Annotated in this window: 13 protein-coding genes; 11 read left to right on the top strand and 2 right to left on the bottom strand. The window is 43.3% G+C overall.

The window, feature by feature from the left end:
* The first annotated feature begins 6 nt into the window (after nucleotides 1–6).
* The 3 genes from GTO83_RS07335 to GTO83_RS07325 are packed head-to-tail and all read left to right on the top strand — an operon-like array spanning nucleotide 7 to nucleotide 2,361.
* The gene (locus GTO83_RS07335) at nucleotides 7–684 is read left to right on the top strand and encodes a GTP pyrophosphokinase family protein (protein ID WP_180872157.1); all 678 of its coding nucleotides are present in this window, start codon (nucleotides 7–9) and stop codon (nucleotides 682–684) included.
* Nucleotides 665–1,471, top strand: coding sequence for an NAD kinase (locus GTO83_RS07330; protein WP_180870106.1), 807 nt, complete (start codon nucleotides 665–667; stop codon nucleotides 1,469–1,471). Before GTO83_RS07335 ends, GTO83_RS07330 begins: the two co-directional genes overlap by 20 nt.
* Nucleotides 1,468–2,361, top strand: coding sequence for an RluA family pseudouridine synthase (locus GTO83_RS07325; protein ID WP_180870104.1), 894 nt, complete (start codon nucleotides 1,468–1,470; stop codon nucleotides 2,359–2,361). The genes GTO83_RS07330 and GTO83_RS07325 overlap by 4 nt, the downstream gene beginning before the upstream one ends.
* Nucleotides 2,362–2,450: 89 nt before the next feature.
* On the opposite strand, the gene GTO83_RS07320 is transcribed toward GTO83_RS07325, so the two are convergent.
* The gene (locus GTO83_RS07320; RefSeq protein ID WP_180870102.1) at nucleotides 2,451–3,473 is read right to left on the bottom strand and encodes a lactonase family protein; all 1,023 of its coding nucleotides are present in this window, start codon (nucleotides 3,471–3,473) and stop codon (nucleotides 2,451–2,453) included.
* A 155-nt stretch (nucleotides 3,474–3,628) separates the two neighbouring features.
* Between GTO83_RS07320 and GTO83_RS07315 the strand changes: the two genes are divergently transcribed.
* The 3 genes from GTO83_RS07315 to GTO83_RS07305 all read left to right on the top strand — a co-directional run bounded on the left by GTO83_RS07315 (nucleotide 3,629) and on the right by GTO83_RS07305 (nucleotide 7,498).
* On the top strand, nucleotides 3,629–4,480 hold the full coding sequence (locus GTO83_RS07315; protein WP_255463111.1) for a methyltransferase domain-containing protein: 852 nt from the start codon (nucleotides 3,629–3,631) through the stop codon (nucleotides 4,478–4,480).
* 217 nt (nucleotides 4,481–4,697) lie between these two features.
* Nucleotides 4,698–5,207, top strand: a complete 510-nt coding sequence (locus tag GTO83_RS07310) for a tRNA (cytidine(34)-2'-O)-methyltransferase (protein WP_180870100.1) — start codon at nucleotides 4,698–4,700, stop codon at nucleotides 5,205–5,207.
* Nucleotides 5,208–5,230: 23 nt separating this feature from the next.
* Entirely contained in the window at nucleotides 5,231–7,498 is a 2,268-nt protein-coding gene (locus GTO83_RS07305; RefSeq protein WP_180870098.1) for a DNA translocase FtsK, read from the top strand.
* Nucleotides 7,499–7,732: 234 nt separating this feature from the next.
* Here the strand turns inward: GTO83_RS07305 and GTO83_RS07300 are convergent, their stop codons facing one another.
* The gene (locus GTO83_RS07300) at nucleotides 7,733–7,852 is read right to left on the bottom strand and encodes a DUF4044 domain-containing protein (protein ID WP_180870096.1); all 120 of its coding nucleotides are present in this window, start codon (nucleotides 7,850–7,852) and stop codon (nucleotides 7,733–7,735) included.
* Between the two features lie 128 nt (nucleotides 7,853–7,980).
* Here GTO83_RS07300 and GTO83_RS07295 point away from each other — a divergent pair, with 128 nt between their 5' ends.
* From GTO83_RS07295 to GTO83_RS07275, 5 genes are all read left to right on the top strand, one after another.
* Complete coding sequence (locus GTO83_RS07295; protein ID WP_180870094.1) at nucleotides 7,981–8,322, top strand: DUF3397 family protein; 342 nt, start codon at nucleotides 7,981–7,983, stop codon at nucleotides 8,320–8,322.
* A 392-nt stretch (nucleotides 8,323–8,714) separates the two neighbouring features.
* Nucleotides 8,715–9,143: a division/cell wall cluster transcriptional repressor MraZ gene (gene mraZ, locus GTO83_RS07290; protein WP_180870093.1), complete on the top strand. Its 429-nt coding sequence runs from the start codon at nucleotides 8,715–8,717 to the stop codon at nucleotides 9,141–9,143.
* 17 nt (nucleotides 9,144–9,160) lie between these two features.
* Nucleotides 9,161–10,108: a 16S rRNA (cytosine(1402)-N(4))-methyltransferase RsmH gene (gene rsmH / locus GTO83_RS07285; protein ID WP_180870091.1), complete on the top strand. Its 948-nt coding sequence runs from the start codon at nucleotides 9,161–9,163 to the stop codon at nucleotides 10,106–10,108.
* Nucleotides 10,109–10,126: 18 nt separating this feature from the next.
* Nucleotides 10,127–10,489, top strand: a complete 363-nt coding sequence (locus tag GTO83_RS07280; protein WP_180870089.1) for a cell division protein FtsL — start codon at nucleotides 10,127–10,129, stop codon at nucleotides 10,487–10,489.
* The gene (locus tag GTO83_RS07275) at nucleotides 10,486–12,645 is read left to right on the top strand and encodes a penicillin-binding transpeptidase domain-containing protein (RefSeq protein ID WP_180870087.1); all 2,160 of its coding nucleotides are present in this window, start codon (nucleotides 10,486–10,488) and stop codon (nucleotides 12,643–12,645) included. Before GTO83_RS07280 ends, GTO83_RS07275 begins: the two co-directional genes overlap by 4 nt.
* Nucleotides 12,646–12,652 lie beyond the last annotated feature (7 nt).

Genomic DNA, 12,652 nt, shown 5'->3' with positions numbered 1-12,652 from the left:
ACGCTCATGGTTGAAAACTGGCAACATTTTTTATTACCTTATCAACAAGCCGTCAATGAATTAAAGGTTAAGTTGCGGGGCATGCGGAAACAATTTGAGGATCAAGCGCAACATTCGCCGATTGAATTTGTGACTGGCCGGGTAAAACCAGTTGATAGCATTAAGGAAAAGATGGTTCGCCGTCACGTCCAAGAAGATCGTTTGGAACAGGATATGCAAGATATTGCCGGTTTGCGGATCATGTGTCAATTTGTTGAAGATATCTATGTTGTGGTTGATCTCCTCCGCGAACGAGGAGATATGACGATCTTAGAAGAACGTGATTATGTAACGAATGTCAAGCCAAGTGGCTATCGTTCTTATCATATTGTGATTGAATATCCCGTCCAATTAACGACCGGTGAAAAACGCATTTTAGCTGAAATCCAGGTCCGGACCTTAGCGATGAATTTCTGGGCAACAATTGAGCATTCACTAAATTACAAATACGGCGGGACCTTCCCTAAAGATGTTAAAGACCGGTTGCAACGGGCAGCTACGGCAGCCTTCAAACTTGACCAAGAAATGTCAGAAATTAGGGAAGAAATTCAAGAGGCCCAGACGATTTTTTCATATAATCGGCAACCAGATCCAAAGTTAACAGAACCAAATCGGGAGGAAAATGATGAAAGTCGCGATTTATAATTCGGGAACCCAAGAATCCAAACGCTTAAAGCGAATGATTATTCAGGGCCTGGCTAAAGAAAAAATTCCTTATGATGAGGAACAGCCAGAGCTGGTAATCTCAATTGGCGGGGATGGAACCTTACTTTCAGCATTCAACCATTATGAAGATCAACTTGATCGGATTCGCTTTGTCGGGATGCATACCGGCCACTTAGGGTTTTATACTGATTGGCGGACGTTTGAAGTCTTTGATTTAATTGAAAGCTTAAAAGCGGATACTGGTCAATCAGTTTCATATCCTTTACTTGATATTGATGCGAAGTATTCCGATGGGACGCACCAAAAATTCATCGCTTTAAATGAGTCGACAATTAAAGATACCCTAAAGACAATGGTTTGTGATGTCTACGTTAATGCCGAATTATTTGAACGCTTCCGGGGGGATGGCCTTTGTATTTCAACGCCCACTGGTTCAACGGCTTATAACAAGTCAGTTGGTGGGGCGATCATGGATCCCAAGATTATTGGTTTCCAGTTAAGTGAAATGGCCTCCTTAAATAACCGGGTTTTTCGGACTTTGGGTTCACCAATCATTTTTGGGGCCGACGCAGTTTTGACCCTGCGGTTAGATGATGATTCAACGGCAGTTTTAAGCTGCGATCGCACGCAACTTGAGCTTGGACAAGTTCGGCATCTCACTGAATTAACTTATTCGGTAGCTAAACAACAAATTCGATTTGCAAAGTATCGGCATACCGATTTTTGGCGGCGGGTTAAGGCTTCCTTCATCGGGGGTGAAGCATGACATTCACCTGGACCTATAATGGAGTGGTGCCGCGTAAGTTAAGACGCGTCTTGAAATCATTGGGAGTGACTTCTTCCCTCATCAAGGTGGCTATCTTTCACGGTGGCCGGCTTTTATTGAATGGCGAAACGGCCTGGGCAATCGCTAATGTTAACCCTGGGGATGAAGTGGGAATTGAAGTTCCAGATGAACAAGCCAATGATCGGGTTACGCCTTGTGATTTACCTTTTAAAATTGCTTATGAAGATCGCGACTTTTTGGTCATCGATAAGGCAGCAGGCGTCGCAACTGTCCCCGCCCATAATGTTCCGGTGCAAGATAGTTTGGTTAACCGGGTAAAAGCGTATTATCAACGACAAGGATATCCGAACCAAGTTACCCACGTAGCAACCCGGCTTGATCGGGATACGAGCGGTCTGGTAATTTTCCCTAAACATCGGTTTGCACACGCTGTTTTGGACCGGCAATTAAAAGCTCACCAAATTAAAAAAGAGTATGTAGCAGTGGTGGGGGGAAAAGTTTCCAGTCATGGTTACTTGGATGCCCCAATTCAACGGGATCCAGAATCGTTTGTTCAACGGATGGTTGGTCCCGCAGGAAAAGTTTCAGTTACTGAATACTGGCGCCAAGCGATGACGCCCACAGCAAGTTTAATTAAGATTCGTTTGCACACTGGCCGGACGCATCAAATTCGATGCCACTTTAGTTGGCGAGGAAATCCCTTATTTGGGGATGAAATGTACGGCGGTAATTGTACCCGAATTACTCGTCAAGCCCTTCATTGCCAACAGATTAGTTTTTTTAGTCCCTTTTTAAATCAAACAATTACCTTAAAGGCAGCCTTGCCTTGGGATATGGAAGACTTGATCAAGGACTTGAAGTTAAAATAAAGAGAGAGGCTGAGAAGAATGTTAATTCTTTTCAGTCTCTCTTCTATTACTGAATATTACTTAAAAGCGATAGTCGATGGTGTGGTGACTTACCACTTCTTAACACAAACTGGTTCAGGACTTGGGACGTCCTTTTGCAGGAGGGTCAACTTTCCAGTTTGATCATTCCGCTTATAAAGAGATAAGTTATCAGTGTTTTGGTTGGCAGCAACCAAGTATTCTTCCGTGGTACTTAATTCAAAGTCCCGGGGGAAGTCACCTTCAGTGCTGATCGATTGAACGTGTTCAACGGTTCCGTCAGCTTGAATGGCAAAGACGGCAATCGTATTTTCCCCCCGGTTGGAAGTGTAGATGAACTTACCATCCTTAGTCATGTGAATAGCAGCGGCCCCATTGTGGCTAGTCCAATCAGCTGGAATCGTCTTGATTGTTTGAACATGGGCAAAGGCGCCATTTTCAGCGTTGTACTTTAAAACTTCGAGTTTGCTAGAAAGTTCGCCAAGCAGGTAGGCAAACTTCCCATCAGGGGAGAAAGTAATATGACGGGAACCAAACCCGGCTTCTGATTGGTAACGAGACTTAGCGGTTAGTTTGCCGTCGTCAGAAAGGTCGTAAACGACAACAAGGTCCATCCCCAGGTCACAAACTACCAGGCGGTGGTCAGGAGTCAAGTCAGCAAAGTGGGGGTGCGGACTATCTTGTTCAGGTTCTGGACCAGTAGCGCCTTCATGATGAACTGAATCAGTGAGGGTTAGTTTCCAGTCATTATCAACCTTGTATACATTGATATCGCCAGTGTGGTAGTTAGCCGAGAACAAAAGGTGCTTTTCAGCATCGTAGCTAACGTAGGCTGGTGGTGAGCCAGCTGCTAATGATTGATCGAGCATCGTAGCGTGATCATTTTCAATTTGATACGTGGCAATTCCACCGTCTTTGCCAGCTTGCTTAACGGCTGCTACCTTATCGTCGATGACTTGAAGATAGGATGGCTTTTGGGTTTCCGCAACGACCCAAGGGGTTGATAACTTTTCAGCGTCAGTGTCAAGGGTTACTCCGTAAATTCCTTTACTGGTTTTACTGGTGTAAGTCCCAATCATAAACTTTTCAGTCAAAAGAAAGACCTCCTTCTTAAATTACCCCTTAATAATAGCAATAATGAAATTGTTTTGCTAGGGGCAGATAAGGGTTCTGACCACTTGGGATGGTTGATTAACAATCGGAAATTAACTAAAATTAAACCATTAGTCATAAAGTGAGGAGAAAGGTTTTGAAAAAACGTGAATTAGCTGCTCAATGGGTCGTAAAGCATGGTGAAATGTTAGCTTGTCCAATTTGCCAAGCCGCTTTTGCTGCGGTGGAAAATCAAAGTATTCGCTGCACAAATGGCCATCAGTGGGACTTTAACCGGGCGGGGTTTATCCATTTTCTTCAAGGAGCAAGCGCCCAAAACGGCTATGATCAAGCGATGTTAGCGGCGCGACGCCGGGTTCTAACTGCCGGATTATTTAAACCAATGGTGGCAGTAATTAACACTTATTTGCCAAGTCAGCCAATTCGCCTCATTGATGTTGGAACTGGTGAAGGAACTCCCTTAGCCCAGTTGGATGAGCTACGTCACCAGGCAGATGATGCCTTGGCAGGTTTTGATATTTCAAAAGCTGGGGTGAACTTAGCGACCCAACTTGACCCGGCAAAGCTGTTTTTTTGTGTTGCCGATTTACGGAAGTTACCATTCCAAACCGCAAGCTTAGATGCGGTAATTGAGCTCTTTTCCCCCGCTGATTATGATGAATTTGACCGGGTCTTAAAGCCAGGAGGAAAGGTGTTAAAGATCATTCCAACAGGTAATTATTTGCGTGAGCTCCGCAATTTACTTTATCCAGCTGATGACCAACACCGAAACTATGATAATCATCTGGTTAAGGACCGATTCTTGCAGCGGTATCCAAACGGGACGGTCATCCCGATTAACTACCGGTTTAAACTAGCTCCGGAATTGCGCAAAGATTTAGTGGCAATGTCGCCCCTTCATTGGGGAAAACAAGCCCGGCAACTCGGGGAAGCTGAGCTAGCTAACTTAGCTGAAGTTACCGTTGAAGTTGAGCTCTTGCAAGCTTAGAAAATAAACTCATGCTGGCCAACCAATTGAAAATTCAAAAAAATGAAGCAAAAATTATTGAATTCTTAAGGCGTTGTGTTAAAATAATTGGCAGAAATCATTTGGTAAGTGACATCGAACAATTTCGTTGGTACTTACCAAAGAGCACTTCACTAAAGCAGCGTTTCGCCGTGCCCACACCGAGACCCTGCTTTTTTTGTTTATTAAGGAGAATTTTATGACTAACCATATCGTTTTATTTGAACCTCTCTTTCCCGCCAATACTGGGAATATTGCCCGGACTTGTGCGGGAACAGATACGGTCTTGCATTTGATTAAACCGCTCGGCTTTTCAACTGATGACAAGCATCTGAAGCGGGCTGGGTTAGATTACTGGGATAAAGTTAAGGTGGTTTACCATGATGATTTACCATCTTTCATGGACACGATTCCCGATCTGAAAAAATTATATTTAGTCTCAAAGTTTGCGACTCGCGATTATACCGAAGTGAACTACCAAACTGAAGGGGATCATTACTTTCTCTTCGGGAAGGAAACTACTGGTTTGCCAGAGCCATTTATGCGGCAATATCCAGAATTAGCAATTCGAATTCCCCAAGATGATCAAAATATTCGGGCCTTAAACCTTTCAAATAGTGCCGCCATTGTTATTTATGAAGCATTACGCCAACAAGGTTTTCCCAATTTGGCTCGGGTTCACCAATATCCCTACGATAAATTAAAGTAGATTAAATAAGAGAGGGCGAAAAAATGGCACGAAAAAAACGCGCAACGCCACGGAAAACAAGCCGGAAAAAGTCAACCGACGACCGGATCGAACGGCACTTAGGGGGCTTATTAGTAACCTTGCTTTTATTGGTCGGGTTGTTTAACCTTGGGCTAATTGGTGAGTTAGTTTTAGGCCTTTTTAAAATCATTGGGGGCGAGAGTGCAATTTTCCTCATGATAATTGGCCTTGCTTTGGCTCTTTGGATTACCATCTTTGCGGCGATGCCCAAGTTAAAGGCCCGCTTCTATTGGGGGCTCTTGATTTTCTACTGTGGCCTCCTCTTGGTTTTACATGCGCAAATGTTTGATCAATTAGCGACCCATCATCAATTTACCTTAGTAACCTGGAATAACCTTAACCGGGAGGTTTTCAATGGCGACTCGACAATTCTGATTGGTGGGGGGATGCTTGGTGCCTTCCTTTATTCGGCTAGTTATGTCCTCCTTAACCAGACGGGATCTTTAGTTCTCGGATGGCTATTAATGATAGTGGGGGTAATTATTTTCTTCCGGTTGCCTTGGCAAAAGATTTTCCCCCTGCTTCAAGGGATTTTCCGGGGGACCGGGAAGTTGGTTAAAGAGGCCAAAATTCAACCAGAAACTAAGCAACCCCATTCACACCGCGGGTGGTTAAAAAAATTAAAGCCAAAGCAAGCAGTTAAAGCCAAGCCGTTGCCAGAGCCGAAAGCTGCGGTCTCAGATGAGCCGAGTCATCTTGCTGAACCGGTGACAAAACCGGTAACCCCAAGTCAGCCGGCACCAAAAATTAATGTTGCTAGTCAACCAGAACCAGAGCAAGCAACCCCAAAGGCAGAAACCTTTGCTACGGCAACCCCTGATGATGGTGATTATCAATTACCACCAACTAGTTTACTGTCTAGTGTCGCCGCAACCGATCAGTCGAGTGACCTCAAGGCGATCAAACAAAATACGAAGAAACTAGCAACCACCTTAGCTTCCTTTGGAGTTGAAGCAACGGTCGAAAACGTTAATTTAGGTCCGTCAGTTACGGAGTATGAGTTAAAACCGGCAACTGGTGTTAAAGTTGCCAAAATTACGCGCTTAGCTGATGACTTGGCCTTAGCGTTGGCAGCCAAAGGAATCCGGATTCAAGCCCCAATTCCCGGAAAATCCCTCGTTGGAATTGAAGTTCCTAACCGGGCCCCGGCAACGGTAGGCTTTAAGGATTTAATCGAAGCAATGCCCCAAACTGATCATCCCCTGGAAGTTCCTTTGGGACGGTCGGTTAACGGTCAAGTGGTCACGGCAGATCTTGCTAAGATGCCGCACTTACTGATTGCCGGGGCAACTGGGAGTGGGAAGTCAGTCGCAATTAACGTGATTCTAACGAGTCTCTTATTGCGAACCAAGCCTAGTCAAGTGAAATTATTAATGGTTGACCCGAAGAAAGTTGAATTGAGCGTTTATAATCAAATCCCTCAATTATTAAGTCCGGTGGTTTCCGAACCCAAGAAAGCAACCCGGGCCTTGGCCAAGGTCGTTGCGGAAATGGAACGACGGTATGAGTTATTTGCCAAATTTGGGATTCGCAACATTCAAGGCTTCAATAAGCTAGTTCAAGAGCATCCTGAAGATGAGCAGGCACCAATGCCATTAGTCTTAGTGATTATTGATGAGTTGGCAGACTTAATGATGACGGTTTCTAAAGACGTGGAAGATTCGATTGTGCGAATTGCGCAAATGGGCCGGGCCGCTGGAATCCATATGGTAATTGCCACACAGCGGCCATCCGTTGACGTTATTACCGGGTTAATTAAGGCCAACGTCCCTTCACGGATTGCTTTTGCAGTTTCTAGTGGGATTGATTCCCGGACGATTTTAGATGCTAATGGGGCAGAAAAACTCCTTGGTCGTGGGGATATGCTTTTCCAACCGATTGATAAAAATAAACCAATTCGGGTGCAAGGGGCTTTTATTTCTGATCAAGACGTTGAAGCGGTCGTTAATTACATCAAAGCAGAGCAACCAGCAGAGTATGATGATGAGATGGTCGTGACCGATGAAGAGATGCAACAAGCTGAGGATCAAGCAGATCAAGATCCCTTATTTAATGAAGCTTTGGCGTTTGTAATTGATCAACAACGGGCATCAACTTCGATGGTTCAGCGTCGTTTTCGGATTGGCTATAATCGGGCTGCCCGGATCATTGATGATTTGGAGCAACAAGGTTATATTGGTCCGGCAAATGGCGCTAAGCCACGGGAAGTTTACCCGGACCGTAAAGAATAATGGTTTAATAAGCGGACTGCTAATTAAGGTTTAGGAAGATCTCCTTAAATTAACCTTAATTGGTAGTCCGCTTTTGGTATTGAGAACGCGATCCGCGGATGTTATTCAGAAAAAAGAAGATGGTAAAAGTCTTCAGCCTTAGTTTGCAAATGTTGGTAGGGTGTGGGGTTACGCCTTGGGATAATAAAAAAAGTCCAGGGTGGTGAAACGCATCCTGAACTTAGCTTTGATTATTTAAATCCAACCCAATGCACCAACTGCAGAGAAGAGAAGGGAACCAAGCATGGCAATTAACATTAGCCAAACCGCAATCATTGTAATTTTTTGAAAGCGGGTCTTTTTCTTCTTTTTCATGTGAATCTTCCTTTTCTATTGTGTAATCTTCCACCTAGTTTAATCAATCTAGCACTAAATTTCAAACATTCTCATAAAACGTGGTAGAATTAACCCTAAATCAAATTTAAATTAAAGTTGTGTTTAATATGGAAATCAAAAAAATCTTAATTGAAATTTTGATCGTTGCTGTATATTGGGGAATCGAATGGTTAATTGGCCATTTATTTCACCTGAAAAACTATCACTTCAAGTGGGTTTGGACATTATTGTTAATGGCTATCGCGGAAACTAACCTTGGCTTTTACTGGTTTGCTTACCCGGTTATTGTTTGGATGATTATCGGCATTGGACTGGTCTTTATTCAGTTAGGGGCGCGGAAAGAGTTTATTTATCAGCGCTACTGGCCAGCTTTTTGGCGCATTTCCTTTTTATTGGCCTTGCTAGTAAGTGTCTGCTCCGTATTTGCAATGAATTTAGCAATTCCTTAAGTAATTAAAGATAAATCTAGGTGAATTAAAAGTTATCAATAAAAGTATTTGGAAATTATCAAAATAACAAAGCTGATTCGGTAATCTTGAAGATTTCAAAAGGGGCTGGGCGCTAGCTTGGTAAGGAGAAAAACAAAGATTGACTTATTAGCATCGGCTTTAGAGTGAACTAGCCAACTCGCTTGGCGTTTGTGAGCCCATTGGGTTACTGCTTTGGTCTTAGTTGTGAGTAACATTCGGAGATGAAAGGAGGAGGCTGAGAAGAAACTCGTGTTTCTTCTCAGTCCCTCCTTTCTTTTTTTATTTAGATCTAGTGAATTTAAGAAATTACGTGGTGAGAAGTGGGGGATTGTGGTAGACTTGACATGTAATCGGGAAAGGGGGTGGCACTTTTGTTCATGGGTGAATTTAATCACACGATTGATGCAAAGGGCCGCTTGATTATTCCGGCGAAGTTTCGTAATCAATTGGGAGAAAAATTTGTCATTACGCGGGGGATGGATCAGTGTTTGGCTGGCTACCCGCTAAGTGAATGGCAGAAGTTGCAAACGAAACTAGCTACCTTACCGATGACGAAGAAAAACGTCCGCCAATTTGTCCGTTTTCTATACTCAGCGGCATTGGAATGTGAATTTGATAAACAAGGTCGGGTAAATTTATCACCGACTTTAATGAAATACGCTAGCTTAAGTCAACAATCAATCATTGTTGGGGTGGCAGCGCACTTTGAGATTTGGGAACCAAATGCTTGGGAGAAGTATAGTCAAGAAGCGGAAGATAATTTTGCGGATGTTGCAGAAAACTTAGATTTTGATTTTTAAGAACTGGAGGAACCGGAATGGAATTTGAACACACCACTGTCCTGTTGCATGAGGCAGTAAATGCATTGGCGATTAAGCCAGCTGGTATTTATGCTGATGCAACCTTAGGTGGCGGTGGCCATAGTGGGTTAATTGCTAGTCAATTAACTGGTTCCGGCCATCTTTATTCATTTGATCAAGATCAAGTGGCAATCGATTATAATCAACAACACTTAGCTAGCCAGATTACAGCTGGTCAAGTTACGTTAATTAAGGCTAATTTTCGGCAACTAAAGGCCGAGTTAGCCAAGCAAGGCGTTCGTCAAATTGATGGGATTGTTTACGATTTAGGTGTTTCATCACCTCAATTTGATGATGCTAAACGGGGATTTTCTTACCAACATGAAGCACCGCTTGATATGCGGATGAATCAAGCGCAAGCTTTGTCGGCTAAAGAAGTTGTTAATGAATGGGATTTTAATGAGTTAGTACGGATTTTAAGCCGTTATGGAGAAGAAAAATTCGCTAAGTCAATTGCCAGAGCAATTGAACGGCATCGCCAGGTTGCGCCAATTGAAACAACAACGGAATTAGCTGAGATTGTTAAAGAAGGGATTCCTGCCCGGGCCCGCCGCCATGGTGGTCACCCTGCTAAAAAAAGTTTTCAAGCAATCAGAATTGCAGTTAATGATGAATTAGGGGCGCTTGAAAGCTCTTTAGAACAAGCGCTAGACTTATTGGCGGTTCACGGGCGAATCGCTGTGATTACTTTTCAATCATTAGAAGATCGATTAGTTAAGACGATGTTTCGGGAACGGACGTCGTTGCCAGAATTACCGCCTGGGTTGCCGGTAATTCCAGAAGCGAGTCAGCCAGCATACCGATTAGTGAATAAAAAGCCTATTTTGCCAAGTGAAGCTGAGTTAGCAAATAATCATCGAGCCCACAGCGCAAAATTAAGGGTAATTGAGCGAGTTAAAAAATAGAATAGGAAAGTGGTTTGAATGGATGCAAATACGGCACGTGAATTAAGACAAGTTGAACCTGCTCCCCAACAGGAGCAACAACCGAATCTTTACCCGGTTCAGAGAAAAGTACCGGCTTCAAAATTCGAAGTTTTATTAGGGATTGTTTGTACAGCGATTGTTGCTTGGATGGTTGTTAGCGTTATCTCATTGAAGATTACCCTGACTAACCACCAACAACAATTACAACAAGTTCAAACGAAGATCACAAAAATTAATGGTTCAAATACGAGCATCCAACAGGAAATCGCCGAGGTAACCAGTCAGTCCAATTTACAACGAATTGCCCATAAATACGGGTTGACTGATGCTAATTCAAGTGTAAGGAACGTTAATAAATGAATGGTCAAGAGTCTCCGAAACGAACGATAAAACAGGAAAAACAGCACAACCATAAGGCCTTTGGCTTTGGCCTGTTTATGATTGCGCTTCTTTTATTCTCCCTGTTTATCGTTCGTTTTGGCTATATTGCAATTTTTAAAGATGTAAAAAATCATAATTTAAAGCTTGCGGCTCAAAGAATGTATACGAATACACAAATCATCACTGCTAAACGAGGGACGATTTATGATGCTAACGGAAATGCCATTGCTCAAGATACGAGTAAGTATACTTTAATTGCCGTTTTAAACCATTCAATGCGCGATACTGATGGCAAACCACTTTATGTTGTTAATAAAACGAAAACCGCAAATAAGTTAGCAAAATACATTAATATGAAACCCCAGCAAATTAAAAAGTTGTTATCAACCAAGAACGCCTTTCAAGTTCAATTTGGTCCGGCGGGGAGTAATCTTTCGGTTGCAACAATGGAAAAAATTAAGGCAGAAAAATTACCAGGAATTACCTTCACTAAGACGCCAGCCCGGGAATATCCGGAGGGGCAATTTGCTAGTCAATTGATAGGTTTGGCAACGGTCAAAACTTCGAAGAATTCAACTCCCCACCTTGTTGGTCAGATGGGGCTGGAAAGTACCTTAAATAAATTGCTGACTGGTAAAAATGGCCTTAAAAAGTCAATCAATGATGTTTATGGGACTCAATTGGCTGACTCTGGTAATTCGGCTAAGCCAGTAAAGGACGGTGACAATATCACCACCACTTTGGATAATAAGCTGCAACATCAATTAGAAACCTTGATGGGCAAAGTTTATGACTATTCGCACCCCACGATGATGACCGCAGTTATCATGGAAGCTAAGACCGGAAAGATTATTGCGGCCACTCAGCGGCCAAACTATAAGTCAGAAAATCCAGTTTGGACAAACGCCTTGGTGCAAGACACGTACGAACCTGGTTCGACGATGAAAGTTTTATCCTTGGCAGCGGCGATTGATTCTGGTCATTTTAATCCGAACGCCACTTATAATTCCGGAACATGGACAATTGGTGGTGGGAAAGTTACCGACTGGGTAACCTCTGGATGGGGTACGATCTCATACAAAGAAGCCTTTTACCGGTCTAGTAACGTTGGATTTGCTCATATTGAACAAAATATGGGTTCGTCAACTTGGATGAAGTACCTCAAGCGGTTTGGCATGTTTAAGCCGGTAAATGTTTACGGAATGGGTGGTGAGCAAGCCGGTTATACGAATTTCCGGGGCACCTTGGAACAAACTAACACCGCCTTTGGTCAGGGGATTACCGTTAATGTGATGGAGATGTTGCAGGCGTTCACGGCCATTGCCAACCATGGCAAGATGGTTAAACCATATTGGATTGAAAAAGTAACTGATCCTAAAACCGGGAAAACCGTTGAAAAAGCCAAAACTCAAGTTGTGGGCCACCCAATTTCAGCCAAGACCGCCAAGCAAGTTTTAAAGTATATGCAAGGAGTTATTTACGATAAAAATGGGACCGGTGGTGCCTATAAAGTTGATGGTTACCGGATTGCTGGTAAGACCGGGACTGCTCAAATCGGGAGTGCCAACGGTTATGAAACTGGTTCAAATGCTTACTTGTATTCCTTTGCTGGTTTTGCGCCGGCCAATAATCCCAAGTATATTATTTACTTAACGATGCGGAAGCCAAGTAAGGTTAACGGTTCAGCCGAAAAAACATTGGCGACAATTACCACGCCATTGCTTAGAGAACTGTTAGATAAACAACGACTCGAAAGTACGAAAAATCAAGGTTTGGTGAAGTTACCAAACTTAGTGGGGATGACAACCGAGGCGGCTCAAAAGGGACTTACGAACAAGGGCCTCCAACCCGTAGTCCTTGGCAATGGTACCAGGGTGAAGGAACAATCGGTTGCGGCCGGAAGTTCAATTACGGTTAATAACCGGGTCTTCTTAACAACTGGGGGAACGGTAAACATGCCAGATCTAACTGGTTGGTCGCAAGCTGACGTTAGTCATTTAGCCCAAATTTTAAATCTGAAGCTTAAGAGCTCTGGGGGTGGCTTCGTGGATGGCCAAAATATTAAGAAAAATACGGTTGTCCATCCAGGTCAAACCTTAAAAGTAACTTATAAAGATCAAAGTACCGTAAAATGATTAGAAT

The organism is Lactobacillus sp. 3B(2020) (genome assembly GCF_013487845.1).
Taxonomy (GTDB): Bacteria; Bacillota; Bacilli; order Lactobacillales; family Lactobacillaceae; genus Limosilactobacillus; species Limosilactobacillus alvi.
The sequence above is the reverse complement of the archived record's forward strand: the minus strand, read 5'-3'. Positions and strand labels throughout refer to the sequence as shown.